This window comes from Daejeonella oryzae DSM 19973, from assembly GCF_000422945.1.
GTDB classification, from domain to species: Bacteria; Bacteroidota; Bacteroidia; order Sphingobacteriales; family Sphingobacteriaceae; genus Daejeonella; species Daejeonella oryzae.
Genome location: NZ_AUHA01000003.1, coordinates 44,162 through 61,656 on the forward strand (window position 1 = coordinate 44,162; position 17,495 = coordinate 61,656).

The 17,495-nt window shown below is 37.6% G+C and carries 18 protein-coding genes; 12 read left to right on the top strand and 6 right to left on the bottom strand.

Annotated elements, in window-relative coordinates; all coding sequences use genetic code 11:
• Nucleotides 1-3: 3 nt before the first annotated feature.
• Nucleotides 4-2,049: an LTA synthase family protein gene (locus G521_RS16725; RefSeq protein ID WP_051189595.1), complete on the top strand. Its 2,046-nt coding sequence runs from the start codon at nt 4-6 to the stop codon at nt 2,047-2,049.
• A gap of 40 nt (nt 2,050-2,089) precedes the next feature.
• Here the strand turns inward: G521_RS16725 and G521_RS0107635 are convergent, their stop codons facing one another.
• Both G521_RS0107635 and G521_RS0107640 read right to left on the bottom strand, forming a co-directional pair.
• A complete protein-coding gene (locus G521_RS0107635; RefSeq protein ID WP_026898016.1) occupies nt 2,090-3,271 on the bottom strand; it encodes a hypothetical protein in 1,182 nt (393 codons plus the stop codon).
• Nucleotides 3,271-4,533 (bottom strand): YaiO family outer membrane beta-barrel protein, encoded by a 1,263-nt coding sequence (locus tag G521_RS0107640; RefSeq protein ID WP_026898017.1) that lies wholly within the window; start codon nt 4,531-4,533, stop codon nt 3,271-3,273. The genes G521_RS0107635 and G521_RS0107640 overlap by 1 nt, the downstream gene beginning before the upstream one ends.
• A gap of 196 nt (nt 4,534-4,729) precedes the next feature.
• Between G521_RS0107640 and G521_RS0107645 the strand changes: the two genes are divergently transcribed.
• From G521_RS0107645 to G521_RS0107675, 7 genes are all read left to right on the top strand, one after another.
• The gene (locus G521_RS0107645) at nt 4,730-6,358 is read left to right on the top strand and encodes an acyl-CoA carboxylase subunit beta (RefSeq protein ID WP_026898018.1); all 1,629 of its coding nucleotides are present in this window, start codon (nt 4,730-4,732) and stop codon (nt 6,356-6,358) included.
• A 79-nt stretch (nt 6,359-6,437) separates the two neighbouring features.
• Nucleotides 6,438-6,665, top strand: a complete 228-nt coding sequence (locus tag G521_RS0107650; protein ID WP_026898019.1) for a hypothetical protein — start codon at nt 6,438-6,440, stop codon at nt 6,663-6,665.
• A gap of 209 nt (nt 6,666-6,874) precedes the next feature.
• Entirely contained in the window at nt 6,875-7,843 is a 969-nt protein-coding gene (gene trxB / locus G521_RS0107655) for a thioredoxin-disulfide reductase (protein WP_026898020.1), read from the top strand.
• Between the two features lie 100 nt (nt 7,844-7,943).
• A complete protein-coding gene (locus G521_RS18005) occupies nt 7,944-8,090 on the top strand; it encodes a 30S ribosomal protein THX (protein WP_081675034.1) in 147 nt (48 codons plus the stop codon).
• A 168-nt stretch (nt 8,091-8,258) separates the two neighbouring features.
• Nucleotides 8,259-8,717 (top strand): DUF4230 domain-containing protein, encoded by a 459-nt coding sequence (locus tag G521_RS0107665; RefSeq protein WP_245580848.1) that lies wholly within the window; start codon nt 8,259-8,261, stop codon nt 8,715-8,717.
• A 62-nt stretch (nt 8,718-8,779) separates the two neighbouring features.
• On the top strand, nt 8,780-11,086 hold the full coding sequence (locus G521_RS0107670; RefSeq protein WP_036678723.1) for a family 20 glycosylhydrolase: 2,307 nt from the start codon (nt 8,780-8,782) through the stop codon (nt 11,084-11,086).
• An 11-nt stretch (nt 11,087-11,097) separates the two neighbouring features.
• Nucleotides 11,098-11,736 (top strand): hypothetical protein, encoded by a 639-nt coding sequence (locus G521_RS0107675; RefSeq protein WP_026898023.1) that lies wholly within the window; start codon nt 11,098-11,100, stop codon nt 11,734-11,736.
• Here the strand turns inward: G521_RS0107675 and G521_RS0107680 are convergent, their stop codons facing one another.
• Genes G521_RS0107680 through G521_RS16730 form a run of 3 tightly spaced genes read right to left on the bottom strand, consistent with a single transcriptional unit; the run spans nt 11,737 to nt 13,401 of the window.
• Nucleotides 11,737-12,345 (bottom strand): hypothetical protein, encoded by a 609-nt coding sequence (locus tag G521_RS0107680; RefSeq protein ID WP_026898024.1) that lies wholly within the window; start codon nt 12,343-12,345, stop codon nt 11,737-11,739. It lies immediately after the preceding gene.
• Nucleotides 12,332-12,829, bottom strand: a complete 498-nt coding sequence (locus G521_RS0107685) for an RNA polymerase sigma factor (protein ID WP_026898025.1) — start codon at nt 12,827-12,829, stop codon at nt 12,332-12,334. Before G521_RS0107685 ends, G521_RS0107680 begins: the two co-directional genes overlap by 14 nt.
• Nucleotides 12,830-12,876: 47 nt before the next feature.
• The gene (locus G521_RS16730; RefSeq protein ID WP_051189599.1) at nt 12,877-13,401 is read right to left on the bottom strand and encodes a hypothetical protein; all 525 of its coding nucleotides are present in this window, start codon (nt 13,399-13,401) and stop codon (nt 12,877-12,879) included.
• Nucleotides 13,402-13,467: 66 nt separating this feature from the next.
• Between G521_RS16730 and G521_RS0107695 the strand changes: the two genes are divergently transcribed.
• From G521_RS0107695 to rpmA, 4 genes are all read left to right on the top strand, one after another.
• Nucleotides 13,468-14,883, top strand: a complete 1,416-nt coding sequence (locus G521_RS0107695; RefSeq protein WP_026898026.1) for a dicarboxylate/amino acid:cation symporter — start codon at nt 13,468-13,470, stop codon at nt 14,881-14,883.
• Between the two features lie 117 nt (nt 14,884-15,000).
• Complete coding sequence (locus tag G521_RS0107700) at nt 15,001-15,417, top strand: hypothetical protein (protein ID WP_036678906.1); 417 nt, start codon at nt 15,001-15,003, stop codon at nt 15,415-15,417.
• Between the two features lie 187 nt (nt 15,418-15,604).
• On the top strand, nt 15,605-15,916 hold the full coding sequence (gene rplU, locus G521_RS0107705; protein ID WP_026898028.1) for a 50S ribosomal protein L21: 312 nt from the start codon (nt 15,605-15,607) through the stop codon (nt 15,914-15,916).
• An 80-nt stretch (nt 15,917-15,996) separates the two neighbouring features.
• Nucleotides 15,997-16,407: a 50S ribosomal protein L27 gene (gene rpmA, locus G521_RS18010; protein WP_081675035.1), complete on the top strand. Its 411-nt coding sequence runs from the start codon at nt 15,997-15,999 to the stop codon at nt 16,405-16,407.
• A gap of 75 nt (nt 16,408-16,482) precedes the next feature.
• On the opposite strand, the gene G521_RS0107715 is transcribed toward rpmA, so the two are convergent.
• The gene (locus G521_RS0107715) at nt 16,483-17,457 is read right to left on the bottom strand and encodes a polyprenyl synthetase family protein (protein WP_026898029.1); all 975 of its coding nucleotides are present in this window, start codon (nt 17,455-17,457) and stop codon (nt 16,483-16,485) included.
• Between the last annotated feature and the right edge of the window lie 38 nt (nt 17,458-17,495).

Here is a 17,495-nt window from a genome sequence, read left to right on the forward strand (position 1 = left end):
AATATGGAAAATACTTATTTCGAAGATCCTGAATATCCGTTTTTAGATAAAATCCAAAAATGCATGGGCCTGTTTATAAATCTCAGCCTTGCCTTTTTATTAGCCTTATTATTAATCAGATCATTTGAGTTAATTTACCTCATCCAAAGCAATAACGTTCCTGCAGATTTAAATAAGATCATTTGGGAAGCGGTGCTGTTTGATATTTTATTCTTCTTTAAAATTCTTCCATTTTTATTCATTCCATTCCTGATTGTTTTTTTTGGAAGTAATATCAAAAAAGCCAGTTACTGGACTTTCGGAGTTATAGGCAGTATTTTTATCCTGATTTATCTTTTACTGATCAAATACTTTTCGGTTGCATTGGTTCCTCTGGGAGCAGATTTGTTTGGCTATTCTATGAACGATATAAAGCAAACCGTTGCCGGATCTCCCAGTATGGATACTTTTTCAATAGTTGGTATTCTTGCAGTATTAATAATATTCTGGTTGGTTTTATCTTTTGTGAACCGAAAATCGTTTGTAAAGCCAAAAGTTGCTATGGTGGTTTTAGTACTAGCCATCTTACTTGTTTATAATGGCTTATCCGCTTTGCCGCCTTCTACCTCCTTTAAATCAGAATTTTCATATAATCTGGCAGTAAATAAGGCCGCATTCTTTACTGAAAAAACCACGGGATATTTTATAAACAGCGAACCAGAAATAGATATTTATGCCATAAATTATCTCGAAGATGATGATGCCACGGGATTTAAGCGCTTTAATTATACCGACAGCAATTACCCGTTTTTACGAACAGAGGACAGCGAGGATGTGCTGGGAAATTTTTTAAATATTGATTATGCAAGCAAACCTAATATTGTTTTTATACAGGTAGAAGGACTGGGAAGGGCATTTAGTGGACCCAACTCATATCTGGGCAGTTTCACACCTTTTTTAGATGAGCTTTCTGAAAAGAGTTTGTACTGGGAAAATTTTGTTGCCTCACAGGGAAGAACATTTGCTTCATTGCCTTCAATTCTTGGATCGCTTCCTTTTGCCGAAAAAGGCTTTAGTGATTTGGGTGCTAAAATGCCTAAGTTTTTATCGCTTCAAAATATCCTTGCTAAAAATGGGTATCATAATAATTTTTACGGCGGATTCGAAATGGAATTTGATAATCAGGGTCAGTTTATGAAAAATGCAGGCACTGATAAGATCGTGGGATTAAAAGATTTTGGAAGCGGTTATCAAAGAAGTCCAAACGGAGCTTCGGGTATGAATTGGGGTTTTGCAGATCGTGATCTGATGAAAAAGTCATTGCAGATGGAAAGTATGCGTAGGCAGCAACCGTATCTTACTTATATAGAAACCATTAGCATGCATACGCCTTACACAATTCCAAACCAGCAGCAGTTTCTTTCAATATTTGAAAAGCGTATGCAGTCACTGGGCTTTGATGAAGCAAAAAAAATGAATTACCGTCAATATCAGAATATCTATTCTTCAATCATGTACACTGATGATGCTTTGAGATATTTTTTTGATGAGTATGCCAAACTTCCTGCTTATAAGAACACCATATTTATTATAACCGGAGATCACAGGTTACCGGAAATACCCATGTCAACCAAAATTGACCGCTATCATGTGCCTTTGATTGTTTATTCGCCAATGCTGAAAAGAACTGCTAAAATACGGTCAATCTCATCTCATATGGATATTACACCTTCATTACTCGCTTTAGCAAAACATAGTTATAAATTAAATACCCCATCAAGTGTAACCTGGATTGGCTCCGGTTTAGATACTTCCAGAAATCTTAGAAATATTCATAACTATCCGCTAAAACAAACTAAAAGTGATCTCCATAATTTTATATCAGGATTGTTTTTTATAGATCAGGATATTTTGTTTTCAATTGGTGATAATATGAGTCTGGTACCTTTAAATGATGAAGCGAAATTAAACCAGGTTCGCTCAGAATTTAATCAATATAAAGCCAGAAATGATCGTTTCAAAAAGGAATTTAAAATAATGCCCGATCAACTTTACAGTCAGTTTAAATAGAATTTATTGTGATGGAAATATCAGCTGAAAATTATTGCTGTTATTTTTTCTTGGCTTTTAAACCTTCTTCATAATCGTTTAATATCCGCGTTACGATGGGAGCATAAAATTCCCAGAAAAAACTGGATCGCTCTGCGGCTATATCGTCATTATAAAACATTTTGCGGAAGAAACGGATACCTTTAAAATAAGAACCTGCCTGCGTTATCGGATTATCTGCAAAGTCACCGCAAAAATAATAGAACTTATAATCGGCACGGTCATGCTCTATAATAGCCGGAAACTGCGGCGGAATGCCATTTTCTTCGAGAATTTTTCTGCCCCGGGAAGTCACTTCTAAATTGTAAAAAGATAAAATCTGGTTGCTTCTTGAAGTTTGGATTACATCAAACCAAAAAGGGTATTTCATAGACTTAGGAATATTATACTTCTCACGGTTATATTTAGAAGTAATAATATGAGGAACTTCTGAATTCAGATCTTTTACATATTCCAGAATTACAATTTTTTCATTCTTATTTACAAAAGCGATTCCGGCTTTTTTAAAGGGCCATTTATTGTTGTTTTGCTTTTTGTAATCCCGAAGAAGCCAAACAGGTAGTTCCTTATTCTGAAGGGTATCAAAAGAATCGAAATATTTGCCAACCCATCCGGTCCATTTTATTTTAAAAGTTTTTTCCATTTCTGCGGCAATGGCCGGAGAAGTAGGAGTTGCAAACGTGTTAAATTCTGTAATGATCAGCTTTTTTTGCTGTTTCATTTTTTTAATCAGGTGCATATCATTGGCAGATAGTCCGCCGTATATTAAACGTTGCCTGTCCGTGATATTTCTTCCTAAAAACCATTCTGTAGAGTAAATTCCATACGTATCTGTAACGTACATCATATCGCTCAGGGTGCCAATCTGGTCTAACTGATCAGTTGAAAATTTTTCTAATCCTTTCAGCTCGTATTCTTTATTCTCTTTAGGAAAAAATCCGAAATAATCTTTTTTAACTCCGTAGAGATCATCATTGGTTTTTGAATACTTCTGATTTCTTAATACCCAAGTAAGTGAAGCATGCTCCTGTCCGGCCACATTTAAAACCGTTTTGTCTACAATGGCTATCACAAGTTTGGTTTTCGGCCACACCAGCCATGCCAGCCACATCCAAACAGGCAACAGCATTACAAAATAAAACAAAAGTACACCGGCGGAAAGTCTCCTTTTATTCTTTTTCATTAAAATTTATGCTGAAAACTAACGGACCCGTTATATTGATTGCCATAGGTTTTGCTCAGATATTCTTCATTAATATAGGTGCCGGTAAATGTAATTACGGATCTCTTTTTAATGGTGTGCGAAAAATCTAACCCAGCTTTAAAGCTGTTTAATAAATTGGGTACATCAAGTAGTCGAGATCTGTCATCGGGTGAAGCACCGGTTCCCAGGTTGAATCCGAAAAAGTCGTCGCGGTTATCGTTTAAAATAAATCTGACAATCAGGTTTACTGACGCAGAAAGCGTACCATCAGAAGGCGTAAGATAGGAGCGGACATTGTAAAAATTATTGCCTAAATATTTTCCCAATCCCAAAACAAATACATCTGTTGACGTGCTGAACTGCAGGTGCCTGATACCTAGCTCTGCCTCAAAACTTTTTGGTAATGATTTGTATAAAGAAACTCCAACACGGTATTTTGGATAAAGCCCGTCGCCGCTTAAAGCCGCCGCCGCACCTACGTATGCGTACAGACCTTTTACTATTTGCGGGTAACTTTCTCCCTCTATTTCAGTTCCATGAGAATTAAACCGATTGGCATAATTGACTCCCAGTGTATAGGAAAATGATTTATTGCGGTTGCCATAATAAATACCAGCAATTTGCCAGGGATCATCAAATCGCTTATCAAAATGTATAAATGAATATCCAACACCTATTCTGTGAATCCTTAATCCGTCTTTTAAACTTTCATTTTGTTCTGATACCAGTTTGCTTTCCGGATTTTTTATAAGATATTCTGAAGTCAGTTCATACGCTTCTTTGGATCTTTCAAGCGCATTTAATGCCTTTGCTTTTCTAATGATGAAATCTTCTGAGCCGGGATAAAAATTCAAAGCAGTTTCTGATAACTGCAAAGCTTCAGAATATTGATCGTTGAAATATTCAACATCAAAGTTGGCACTTAACGCATCTTCGTTCTTTGGGTTTAGAGCAAGAACTTTTTTAAATTCCATACGGGCACTGTCCGGCTTATCGCTCCAGGTATACAATCTTCCCAGAAAAATCCGGATATCAGCGTAATCAGGACTGCTTTCTAAAGCCTTTTTGGATAAAGAGATGGCTTTTGGATAATTGCTGTTGTCAAATGCTTCTGTTCGGGCAAGTTTAAAAAGCTCATCAGAATCAAGATCTTCTTGTGAAAAAACAGTTTTAGAATTGAAAAAAAGGAGAATAAAAGTTAAGCAGAGATTATATGTCAGGAGCGTAGATGTTTTTTTCATTCAGTATTATAATACGGTTGGAATATAAAATAGTTATTTACGGCTAAAAAGCTAAAAGGTTCAAATCTATATAATTAATGTATGAAATTTTACAAGCCTTAAACTCCTTTTTTAACCTCAAAAAAGATTTAATTGGAATCAAATTCTTTTTGATGGCGGGCTTTTAGCTTCTAACATTTACCATTAACTTGGCGCCATGAATATAGAGTTTAATAAGAACGAAGATATTAATAAACAACTTCTGTACGATGTAAATACCCGGCTAAAGAAAATATATGCCGGTGGTGGTGCAAAGGCCGCCGAAAAGCAAAAAGCTAAAGGAAAAATGCTGGCCCGCGAACGGATCAGCTATCTGATTGATGCTGATTCTGAATGGCTTGAAATTGGTGCTTTTGTGGCCGAAGATATGTACCAGGAGCAGGGAGGATGTCCTTCAGCGGGTGTTATTACAGGAATCGGATACGTTTCGGGCCGGCAATGCATGATCGTGGCAAATGATGCAACGGTAAAAGCGGGCGCCTGGTTTCCGATGACAGCAAAGAAAAATCTGAGGGCACAGGAAATTGCCATGGAAAACCGTTTACCAACAATTTACCTGGTAGATTCTGCCGGAGTTTTTCTGCCCATGCAGGATGAAATTTTTCCGGATAAAGAACATTTCGGGCGTATTTTCCGAAATAATGCCTTAATGAGCAGCAGCGGTATCGTTCAAATTTCTGCAATTATGGGTTCATGCGTTGCGGGGGGTGCATATTTGCCAATTATGAGTGATGAAGCGATGATTGTAGATGGTACCGGGTCGGTTTTCCTTGCTGGAAGTTATCTTGTTAAATCTGCCATTGGCGAGGATATAGATAATGAAACTTTAGGCGGAGCAAGCACTCACTGCGAAATATCGGGTGTTACAGATTATAAACATCCAAATGATCAGGCCTGCCTGGATTCTATCCGTAATATCATGAGCATGATCGGTGCGCCACAAAATGCGGGTTTCGACCGTATTAAATCTGCATCTCCAAAAAAAGAAGAAAAAGAGATCTATGGCATTCTACCAGAAAACAGGGAAAAGCCATATGATATGCGTGATATTATTGAACGCCTGGTTGATAATTCTGAATTCGAAGAATATAAGCAATTGTATGGTCAGAGTATTATTTGCGGTCTGGGCCGTATTGATGGCTGGGCTGTTGGAATTGTGGCCAATCAGCGTAAAGTGGTTAAAAGCAAAAAAGGAGAGATGCAGTTTGGCGGAGTTATCTATTCTGATTCGGCTGATAAAGCTACCCGCTTTATAATGAACTGCAATCAGAAAAAAATTCCACTGGTTTTTTTGCAGGATGTAACCGGATTTATGGTTGGCAGCCGTTCAGAACAGGGTGGAATAATAAAAGATGGTGCTAAAATGGTGAATGCCGTTGCCAATTCCGTAGTGCCTAAATTCACTATCGTAATTGGAAATTCATACGGAGCAGGCAATTATGCAATGTGCGGAAAAGCCTATGATCCACGACTGATTTATGCCTGGCCTTCAGCTAAAATTGCAGTAATGGGCGGATCTCAGGCTGCAAAAGTATTATTGCAGATTGAAGAGTCATCCCTTAAAGCAAAAGGAGAAGAAATAACACAGGAGCGTGAAGACGAGTTGCTTAAAGAAATTACCGACAGATATACCCGCCAAACAACACCGTATTATGCCGCATCACGCCTATGGGTGGATGGGATTATTGATCCCCTGGAAACCCGAAAGGTAATTTCTATGGGAATCGAGGCGGCAAATCAGTCACCAATAGAGAAGAAATTTAACGTTGGCGTAATGCAAACTTAAACCAATTAGATTAATAAATTTTGTATTGGAATAGCTATAAATTACGTTAGTATAATAACATAATTTATAGCTGTTTGTCATGAAAGCTAAACAAAAATCTCATTCATCAGGCCATAAATCCTATGATAAGGGAACAACCCACACTTCCTTCAGTCAAAATAATATTGGCACATTGGGTCACGTGTCAATAAAGCATGATGAGGGTAAAGGCAGTTTTAAAAAGGTAAGCGAGTTGGTTAACAAAAGCCGAAAACCTAATGTTGAAGGTTTAGGTGAGAATGAGGAAAATCATTCAACCCGGTTCTAAGATTTCTTTTAATTTTTAAATGGCTGTGTTTTTCTAGTCTATTTTTTCAGCCAAAAGGCTTTTCTATGTTCTATCGTTTAGTTGATTTTGGAGTAAATATCCGGATTAGTAAGTGAGGATTTTACTTGATTTTATTATAGAATTTCCTGACAAATACATATTGCCTGCCCCACTTGAAAAAACTAAATTTGTTTTCCAAAATTTAGATAATGACACAAGAAACTGAACATGTTCAATGCCTGATTATAGGCTCCGGTCCGGCCGGATATACTGCCGCTATTTATGCTGCCCGTGCAGATCTGAAACCTGTGATGTATACCGGTATTGTTCCGGGCGGTCAATTAACTCAAACTACAGATGTAGATAATTTTCCGGGTTACCCAAATGGAATTATGGGGCCGGAGATGATGGAAGATTTTCGGAAACAGGCCGAGCGTTTCGGAACGGATATTCGCTTTGGCTATGTTACTAAAGTTGATTTTTCAACCCAGCCTCACCAGGTTGTGGTAGATGAAAGCAAAACTATAACTGCTGATACAGTAATTATCGCTACAGGTGCCTCTGCAAAATGGCTTGGACTTGAGAGTGAACAAAAATACAATGGCTTCGGCGTTTCGGCATGTGCCGTTTGTGATGGTTTCTTTTTTAAGGGACAGGATGTGGCAATTGTTGGAGCAGGTGATACCGCGGCAGAAGAGGCAACTTACCTTGCAAAACTTTGTAAAACGGTGCATATGCTGGTACGTCGTGATGAATTCAGGGCATCCAAAGCCATGCAGCACCGTGTTTTAAATACGCCTAACATCATTATTCATTATAATTCCGAAACAAAGGAAATTTTGGGCGACGGAAAAAATGTAACCGGAGTTCGGATAGTAAACAATGTAAATTCGGAAGAAAAAACGATTCCCGTAACCGGATTTTTCGTAGCTATCGGTCATAATCCAAATACTGAAATTTTTAAAGGATGGTTGGATATGGACGAAACTGGATACCTGATTACCAAGCCCGACAGTACTCAGACGAATATAGAAGGTGTTTTTGCCTGCGGCGATGCACAGGATAAATTATGGCGTCAGGCGGTTACCGCAGCCGGAACTGGTTGTATTGCGGCACTTGAATCCGAACGTTATCTGGCAGCAAAAGAGCATCAGCCTGTTAAATCCGTTATTGCTTAATCAGGATTATTAATATCTTAAAATATTATCGGTTGTTCTGATGCAAACTATATCATCCTGTGGGTGTTAGCATTAAATAGTGATGTTAATTTCATGAATTATGGGAAAAGGTGATATCAAAACAAAACGAGGAAAAATTACCAATAGAAGTTTTGGTAAACTCCGCTTACGCAACCCAAATGCAAAGCAGGAGGAAGCGACCGTTACAGTTAAATCTTCTTCTAAAAAAAAGGATGCCTCCGGTTAAAGGGAGGCATTCTTTTTGCAGTTAAAGTGCATGCGCAGCTTTAACCTCCGAACCAGAACCGCCCTGATTCTGATCACTTCTATAATAACTATTCTCTTTCTAATTTTTATTGCTTTTTACATTAAGCGACAGTTTGCATTAACGCGGACAGTGCTCAATGAAGATATTATGATTGAAAAAATCAGCAATATGGGTAAGCTGGAATTGGTTAAATACTCCATGAAAGATGTGCTGGAGAAAAAAGAACTTCGAATGATTTTGCCAGATAAGCGGATTTTATTTGTTGCCGCAGGGGAGGTTACCGGTTGTATTGATCTAACCAAAATAAAGAAAGAAGACATCATCAGTTCAAACGATGATTCGGTAACTGTTTTTTTGCCCGCCCCAGAAATCTGTTACACCAAACTGGATCACCAGAGATCAAAAGTATACGATGTCTCAGGAGTAATTTTTCCAAGCGATTCGAAAGATATGGTGGAAGGCATTTACAAACTTGCCGAGCAAAAGTTGCTTGAAAATGCCAAACAGCAAAATATTTTAGGAAAGACTCAGGAAAATGCGAAGCTTATTTTTCAGCCCATGCTTGAAAATATCTCAGGTAAAAAAGTGACCGTTAAGTTCAGATAATTTATTTAGGATTATTGAGAAGGAAATATTTTTATAGATTTGAAGGAACTGATATAATTTTTATGAGAAGATTTTTCCTGTTTACTTTCGTAATTTTAATAAGCGCCCAATTCAGTAAATCTCAAACCAATGATCCCAATCTGGGAATTATTCCGGTTCCGAAATCTATAAAACCGCAAACCGGCCAATTTACGTTTAGCAATCAATATGCAATTCAATACGAAACCGAAAGCGATCAAAAAATAGCTCAGCTATTTCATGACTACTTAAAAGAAGTTCATTTTTTGGATTTGGTAGTAGCCAAAAATTTTATAAAAGCTCCGGAAGGAATTATCAGATTTTCTTCAGCTGAATATAAAGGTTCAAATCCCGAAGGATATGAATTATCGGTAAATCCTACTCAGATAAATGTTTCTGGAAAAGGTGCAGGTTTGTTTTATGGACTTAAAACTTTAATGCAGCTTATTCCAAAACATACGCAGGCTGCTCCACAAATTAATAGTGTTCTTATAGAAGATGAACCTCGTTATAAATATCGCGGAATGCATCTGGACGTGGTTCGGCATATGTTCCCGGTTTCTTTTATTAAAAAATACATCGATTTATTAGCTCAGTATAAGCTTAATTCTTTTCACTGGCATTTAACAGATGATCAGGGCTGGCGTATTGAAATAAAAAAATATCCGAAATTAACTCAGGTAGGAGCTTATCGCGATCAAACGATTATTGGCCATTTTCATGATCGTTTTCCTCAACGGTTCGATCAGACTCAGTACGGAGGATTTTATACTCAGGAAGAAATTAAGGATGTGGTGAAATATGCTTCTGAAAAATTCATTACCGTCATTCCCGAAATTGAAATGCCGGGTCATGCACTTGCGGCTCTATCGGCTTACCCTGAATTGGGTTGCGGTCCGAATCCGGGTCCTTACAAGGTAGCTGAGAAGTGGGGAATATTTGAAGATATTTTTTGCGCCGGAAAGGAGAGCACCTTTTCTTTCCTTGAAGATGTTTTATCAGAAGTAATTCCGCTTTTCCCGGGCACGTATATTCATATTGGTGGAGATGAAGCTCCAAAGACTCAATGGAACAAGTGCCGTTTTTGTCAAAAGCGTATAAGTGATAATAAATTAAAAGATGAGCATCAGTTGCAAAGTTATTTTGTTCAGCGGATCGAGAAATTTGTAAATTCTAATGGAAGGCAGATCATTGGCTGGGATGAAATACTTGAAGGTGGTCTGGCCCCGAATGCAACTGTTATGAGCTGGAGAGGAACTGTTGGAGGAATAGCTGCTGCCAAATTAAATCATAATGTAATAATGACTCCTGATTCTCATGTTTATTTTGACCACTATCAGGGGAATGCCGTTCAGGAACCTTTAACAATACATGGACTCTCTACTCTGGAAAAAGTATATAATTATAATCCCACTCCTGAAAATCTCGATCCAAAGTTTCAGAAATATATTCTTGGGGTACAGGCAAATGTTTGGACGGAATATATGGCTACTTCTGCAAAAGTAGAATACATGGTATTGCCACGCCTGCTTTCACTTTCTGAAATAGCCTGGAGCGCTCCGGAAAGAAAGAATTTTAAAAATTTTAATGAACAAAGAGTGGCTAAACATTTGGGGGCAATTGACCAGACTGACTTTTTATACCGCATTCCTACCGCTATCGGGGCTATGGATACTACGTTAATCGGATCTCAGTTTACCCTTGATTATAAATTGCCGGTTGAAGGCGGAAAGATATTTTATACAATAGATGGGTACAATCCACGAGCTACAGATCTTCTGTATGATAAGCCTCTTAATATTAAAGTGCCGGAGGATGATCAGCGGATAGTTAAAACCATAGTGATCACTCCATCAGGAAAAACCAGTGCGGTTACCACCACTATTTTAAGTAATTTATTGCCCCTGGCTTCTGCATCGGTTACAACTAAAGGGGCAGGACTCAATTATTACTACGTACCCGGAGTTTTTAACTCAACGGATAAAATTGATATATCAAAATCAGCGGAGCGGGGAATTGCACCGGTTTTAAATTTAACTAAGTTTCGGAACAAATCCCGTACCTACGGTGCTGTATTTAATGGTTATATTTTTATTGAAAGCGACGGGATTTATAAATTCAGTACATTTTCTGATGATGGATCGGTGGTGATGATTGATGGACAGTTGGTTGTTAATAATGATGGTAAACATACCGGTTTTGAAACCTCAGGAGCAGTAAACTTGTTGAAAGGATACCATCAGATTCAGGTTAGTTATTTTCAGCAGGGCGGCCAGTCAAATCTTCGGGTATTTATTACTGAACCCGGAAAAGAAAAAGCAGAAATTCCTGCACGTTTGTTATTTAACTAAAATATTTAAGAATGTATTCTCTAAAGTTATGGCATGTAACAGTGCTTTCGGCCTTTATTATATCAGCTTGCAACCAGGAAGAAAAGGAATTACCTGCAGCTTCTAAACCAGTTGAAGTTAAATTAGCTGAGCCTTTTCGTTTTCATAAAGCAGTAGAAGTGAAACCCGGTTTAACATTGGACGTGGTAAGTTGGGGTCGCGGTTCAGAATCGGTAGGCGCTTACCTGATTCTTAGATCTGATTCAACTCATTTAAAATACAAATCAATTTCGGGCGAACTGGATGGTGAAATTGTAGATGTATGGAATATGGATATGGACGCCGACGGCGATCCGGAATTATATATCCAGGCAAAAGGCGAGGGAGAAGGATCTCATTTGAGTATGTATGTTTATGAATTTAATAACAGCGGTTCTGCACGTCAGATTACATTCCCGAATCTAAGCGGTAAATCCAAAAAAGGATATAAAGGCGGAGATTCTGTTTACATAAAAGATGATGTGCTGATGCGGGAATTTCCTGTTACTAATGACGAGGATAAAAATAATCCGACCACCGAAAAAAAGATTTTAAAATATCAGCTGAGAAATAACAGTTTTAGTGTGGATGAAGTAAAACAAGAAACAGATACAGCCGCTAAAAAGAAATAATTATTCAGTATCCTGATTGCCAAATTGCTTTTGAAGCCTCTCCAGGTTTGAGATCATATCTTCGAGTTTGCTTTCCTCTTTCTGGATATACCTTTTCATTACGTAAAAATAACAGAAAGCTATCCAGGCCGTGGTAAAAATCAGGCCGGATAAAGTGATCCATAAACTTGCCATAATCGCAATTTCAATGAAGTAGAGTATCAGGCCGATGCTGAGAAAAAGTGTATAGATGCGGTATTTACGGGTGTTTAAAATATAGCGGTCATGTTTATATTTTTTGAGATAAGCAATATAATCCTCCGGCTTTTTCATCAGCAGTGATTCATCCTTGATCCTCCTGTAATCTCTAACTTGAGTATACATATAATACATGAAGCAAATGATTACTATTAACATGGCTGCATGTGTGGTCCACATTTTAAACGGACTGTAAGCCCAGCCAAAAATTATCAAAGCAATAGAAAGGCTCATGCCTGCTAATTCTAAAAGAAGCTTATTGGCAAAGCCGTTTTTAGTTTTTCTTACCCGTTTTAAAATATCGCCGTGACTGATTTTAGGCACGGATACCTGGTCATGCCAGATACTTTTCAGCGCATCAAAATCTTTCATTCCGGTTATAAAGTTCTGTTAATTTCTGTTTAATCCGATGAATCTTCACTCTCAAATTCCCGTCCGAAATTCCTGAAATTTGTGCTATTTCGGGATATGGAACCTCATCAAGTACCATGGTTATAAGTATTCTCTCGTTTTCTTCCAGCTGAGATATACACTTATAGAGAGAAGCAACCTGGTCATTTTTGTCAGATAATTCTTCCGGTTTATTTTCTATAATGCTGGTAGTCAACTCGTCTTTCGGATGTCTTTTTTCTACACGTAAATAAGAAAGGCAAGTATTCACGGCAATTCGGTAAATCCAGGTAGAGATTAGCGCCTGGTTACGAAATTTATCCAGATTTTGCCAGACTTTCATAAAAGTCTCCTGCATCAGGTCATTGGCAGAATCTTCATCGCCGGTATAACCATAACATAGATGGTAAATTTTTCGGGAGTTTTTCTGAAAAATGTCTTTAAAATTTGCTTCCTTATCTACCATTGATTTTATTCCTTTTTTAGATGTTACCGATCAGGAATTGTTACACGTTAATTAATGGCATACAAATTTTTATTGATCCATGAAATTTTACCTGCTGCTAAACTGAGCATTTCTTCAAATTCTTGCACATAATCAAACTGTAGGTCTTCATGTAATTTGGGAATAATTAATTTTATTTTATCTAATTGCCGGATGAATAATGCCTGAAGTGGTTTGTGAGAAGTTCGGGTATCTGCATATTTTATAAAAGAATTGCAAAACCAGAGGAGCAGCTCAATTTCAACTTGTTTGGATGCGGTATATTTAATATAACGGTTCATCAATCTCAATATCTTCCGTAAAGATTTGCTGCTGTAGTAATAATGGTGCTGGAGATTTTTAAAATCCTCATTCAAAAAAGTTTTTACCTTTTCTGAATATTGGAGTGGTTCTGAGGCATCATACAGCAAGTAATTTAATAATTCTTTATTTTCTTTTTTATACTTGGCAAGACGCAAACACAGGTCAGTTAGTTCCTGTACACTCTTGTGTGAAAGTTCTTTTTTTATATCCGTTAGCTTCTCCGGTTTCATCCTCTACGATTGGTTTGCTTGGTAAATCTAAATAATTACTTTTGCTGTCGACACTAAACCTCAAAAATGAAGATTAATAATATTGGGTTAACCGTTCTTATAACCGTTTCACTCGCCGCAATTTTAACATTTCTAAATTTCTATCATGTTTTAGAGGTTCCGGATATTGCCTTATTAGCTGTTCGCTGGCTGGCAATTGCAGCCTTATTCCTTTTTGGATTAAAAAGGAAATCATTAACCAGCTGGATTTTAATTTCTATGGTTGTAGGTGCAGAAATCGGGCATGATTTCCCCGAAATTGGAATGAAGCTGCAGGTGCTGAGCAAGGTATTCCTTAAAATGATTAAAACGATTGTTGCACCTTTATTATTTGCAACACTTGTTTATGGAATTGCCGGACATTCTGATCTTAAGCAGGTTGGCCGAATGGGTTGGAAATCAATTTTATATTTCGAGGTAGTAACTACAATCGCTTTATTTATTGGATTAATAGCCATTAATATTTCAAAAGCAGGAGTGGGAATTAAACTCCCGGCAGGTGTTCATGAGGAATTGCCGAGTGTTCCTCCTCAAACCCTGAATGATATTATATTACATATTTTCCCCGAGAACGTAGCCAAATCTATTGCTGAGGGACAGGTTTTGCAAATCGTAGTTTTCAGTATCATTTTTGGTATTGCACTGGCCATGGTTCGTGAAGATAAACGCCAGCCCATGCTGAAGTTTACTGAGAGTCTCTCTGAAGTGATGTTTAAATTCACTAATATTATTATGTATTTTGCTCCGATAGGGGTTGGTGCAGCCATTGCTTATACCGTTGGACATATGGGTCTGGGTATTTTAGTGAACTTGCTGCAATTACTAATGACCTTATATGTTGCATTAATTGTGTTCCTTTTAGGTGTATTATTACCTATTGCTTTAATAGTAAAAGTTCCTATTAAAAAGTTTTTGCAAGCTATTGCCGAGCCGGTTTCAATTGCATTTGCCACAACAAGTTCTGAGGCGGCCTTGCCAAGGGCCATGGAAGCTATGGAGCGTATTGGTGTTCCACGTAAAATTGTGGCCTTTGTAATGCCAACCGGTTATAGCTTTAATCTGGATGGTACCACGCTTTATTTATCATTAGCAGCAATTTTTGTTGCACAGGCTGCCGGTATTCCTTTAACAATCGGTCAGCAGTTATTTATGGTATTTACTTTAATGTTGACAAGTAAAGGTGTCGCAGGAGTGCCACGTGCCTCTCTTGTTATCTTACTTGGTACAGCAGCTTCTTTCGGGATGCCCGTTTGGCCCATCTTTATTATTCTTGGAATTGATGAACTGATGGATATGGCACGTACTTCTGTGAACGTAATTGGTAATTGTCTGGCAACTATTGTTATTGCAAAATGGGAGGGAGAATTTAATCCTCCGGTAGAATTGGCGGAGCCAAATACTGCCAGAATTCATAATCTGGAACATATTGCGGAAGAGAAATAAAAAAGATTTCTGTTATTTTATTAGAAAACTATTATGAGTGATCGCGGTAAAAAAATATTTTTAGCCATTTGTATTATTACGCCTTTTTTGTTGTACTGCTTCTATTACTATGGCATTATGATTAAAAACGCACCGTATAAATTTTCAGAATTTGAATCTATTACCTTTAAATTCGGACTGGGTGATAATCTGGTTAACCAATACAACTCTAAAACCGGCAATTACCAATATCTCAATTCAAAAGATTCACTGGTAAAAACAAATGTGAAGTTAACCAAAGATGATTTGCTGTACCTGCATCGCAAAGCAGCTGAACAGGGATTCTGGAATTTTCCTGAAGTTTTTTCGGGCTCAGACAAAACTAAAAGTTTAAAGTCTCCGCACTATTATATTGAGTACAATTATAAGAATAAGAGCAAGCATGTTCTCTTTGATGCTGATTATAATGAAAAACAAAAATTGGGTGATGCTGCCAGGCAGCTGGTCAAGGAAATAACTAATGTAATTAATGATGCACAGGACAGGCATAATTAGTCGCATTAAGCCGGAAAATTAATAAGGTTTTGACCATACATAGTTGCGAATTTTTTTAAAAGAATCTTGAGAAGCTTTTGTGGGCTTAACCATGTTAAAAAAGCTCTTTCAATTTGTTTCAGTTTAAGGATTTAATTTCTATATTTGCACCTCATTAAAAATTAAGTATTTAAATAATTATCTAATAATGTACGCAATAGTAAATATAGCCGGACAGCAATTCAAAGTTGCAAAAGACCAGCACCTTTTTGTACACCGTTTACAAGGAGATGAAGGCGCTAGTATTGAATTTGACAATGTATTATTAGCAGAAGATGGTGGTAAATTCAAAGTCGGCGTTGACGCTTTGAAAGGTGCTAAAGTTTCAGCTAAGATCGTGTCTCATTTAAAAGGAGATAAAGTTATCGTTTTCAAAAAGAAACGCCGTAAGGGTTACAAAAAGAAAAATGGTCATCGCCAGCAGTTCACTAAAATTGAAATCACAGGCATTACTTTATAAGTTTTATTTACAGGTTTTATGCCTGTACTGATTAAGTTTAAAATTCTGAACTGGTTTTCAGTTCATAAATAAAATATAGAATGGCACATAAAAAAGGAGCCGGTAGTTCCAGAAACGGTCGCGAATCGCATAGCAAGCGTTTAGGTATTAAAATTTTTGGTGGTCAGGCTGCGTTAGCAGGTAATATCATCGTTCGTCAGCGTGGTACAAAACACCACCCGGATAAGTTTGTAGGTATTGGTAAAGACCATACTTTATTTGCTTTGATCGACGGAACAGTTATTTTCAAAAAGAAACGTGATGATAAATCATACGTATCAATTCTTCCAATCGAAGATCAAATTGCTGAGACTGTTGAAGTAAAATCAGCACCGGCTAAGAAAGCAAAAGCACCTGTTGAAAAAGAAGCTCCTGCAAAGAAAGCTGCTGCTAAAGAGGAAACTTCTGTTGAAGAAGCTCCTGAAAAATTAGCTCCTTCAGAAGAATTGTAAAAAATTTGAATATTAAATAAGCCCGGCTGATATTTTTCAGCCGGGCTTTATTGTTTAATGAATTTGAAGATTTTTTTAGCTTTCTCTGACGAGTAAAGTTTCTGCAAATTTGCGCAAAATCTCTTTTTTAGAAGTTTCTGCAGATACCTGTTCCAATGCCCGGATAGCTTTTTCGGCGAAATTCATCATTTCTTTCTCTGCGAGATTTTTAACGCCTAATTGGTCATAAATTTCCGTTACCGCCTGTACCTTATTCCCCGGATCTTTTTCTGTATGTTCCAGCCATTTTTCAAGGCTATTATTTAATTCTCCGGTAGCCAGCGCACGTGCACTGATAAGCATGAACGTTTTTTTATTTGAGAGAATATCACCCCCAACTTGTTTTCCAAATTTCTCAGGATCGCCATACACATCCAGAATATCATCATGAAGCTGAAATGCAATTCCAAGATTTTCGCCAAACTGATATAATAGTTCAGCATCAGTTAATGAACTTCCACCTATTAATGCCCCAATTTTTAAAGCTCCGCCAAGCAAAACAGCCGTCTTTAGCCTTATCATGTTGATATATTGCTCAACATTCACCTCAGAAACCGATTCAAAGTTCATATCCATCTGCTGGCCTTCGCAAACTCCAACAGCTGTATCATTAAAAATTCCCAGTATCTGTGCAATGATTTCGGTTTCTACCTGCATCATCAGTTTATAGGCTTCTACCAGCATCACATCTCCCGAAAGGATAGCTACGCTTTGATTCCACTTTTTATGAACAGTTGGTTTTCCCCGGCGCAGAGGAGCATTATCCATAATGTCATCATGCATCAGGGTAAAGTTGTGAAAAACTTCAATTCCCAGAGCCGGCTTTATTGCTTTGCTGATATTATCGCTGAAAAGATTGCAGGCCATTAACAGGCTGGCAGGCCGCAAGCGTTTGCCTCCCAACTCCATCAGGTAAGTTATAGGCTGATATAATTCTTGAGGTGATTCAGGATATTGTGATTCGGAAATGGCCCGGTCTATGATTTTCTGTAGTTCTTCTATGGATTGCATTCAGGGTAATGTAATTCTTGAATCCAAACTTAGCAAAA

Coding starts and splice junctions, on each gene's coding strand:
- G521_RS0107685 (WP_026898025.1), bottom strand. CDS start 12,829: ATGGTAGATAAGGAAGCAAATTTTAAAGACATTTTTCAGAAAAACTCC.
- G521_RS16725 (WP_051189595.1), top strand. CDS start 4: ATGGAAAATACTTATTTCGAAGATCCTGAATATCCGTTTTTAGATAAA.
- G521_RS0107650 (WP_026898019.1), top strand. CDS start 6,438: ATGAAAGCTAAACAAAAATCTCATTCATCAGGCCATAAATCCTATGAT.
- rplU (WP_026898028.1), top strand. CDS start 15,605: ATGTACGCAATAGTAAATATAGCCGGACAGCAATTCAAAGTTGCAAAA.
- G521_RS0107680 (WP_026898024.1), bottom strand. CDS start 12,345: ATGAAAGATTTTGATGCGCTGAAAAGTATCTGGCATGACCAGGTATCC.
- G521_RS0107640 (WP_026898017.1), bottom strand. CDS start 4,533: ATGAAAAAAACATCTACGCTCCTGACATATAATCTCTGCTTAACTTTT.
- rpmA (WP_081675035.1), top strand. CDS start 15,997: ATGGCACATAAAAAAGGAGCCGGTAGTTCCAGAAACGGTCGCGAATCG.
- G521_RS0107695 (WP_026898026.1), top strand. CDS start 13,468: ATGAAGATTAATAATATTGGGTTAACCGTTCTTATAACCGTTTCACTC.
- G521_RS18005 (WP_081675034.1), top strand. CDS start 7,944: ATGGGAAAAGGTGATATCAAAACAAAACGAGGAAAAATTACCAATAGA.
- G521_RS0107665 (WP_245580848.1), top strand. CDS start 8,259: ATGATTGAAAAAATCAGCAATATGGGTAAGCTGGAATTGGTTAAATAC.
- trxB (WP_026898020.1), top strand. CDS start 6,875: ATGACACAAGAAACTGAACATGTTCAATGCCTGATTATAGGCTCCGGT.
- G521_RS0107670 (WP_036678723.1), top strand. CDS start 8,780: ATGAGAAGATTTTTCCTGTTTACTTTCGTAATTTTAATAAGCGCCCAA.
- G521_RS0107715 (WP_026898029.1), bottom strand. CDS start 17,457: ATGCAATCCATAGAAGAACTACAGAAAATCATAGACCGGGCCATTTCC.
- G521_RS0107635 (WP_026898016.1), bottom strand. CDS start 3,271: ATGAAAAAGAATAAAAGGAGACTTTCCGCCGGTGTACTTTTGTTTTAT.
- G521_RS0107700 (WP_036678906.1), top strand. CDS start 15,001: ATGATTAAAAACGCACCGTATAAATTTTCAGAATTTGAATCTATTACC.
- G521_RS0107645 (WP_026898018.1), top strand. CDS start 4,730: ATGAATATAGAGTTTAATAAGAACGAAGATATTAATAAACAACTTCTG.
- G521_RS0107675 (WP_026898023.1), top strand. CDS start 11,098: ATGTATTCTCTAAAGTTATGGCATGTAACAGTGCTTTCGGCCTTTATT.
- G521_RS16730 (WP_051189599.1), bottom strand. CDS start 13,401: ATGAAACCGGAGAAGCTAACGGATATAAAAAAAGAACTTTCACACAAG.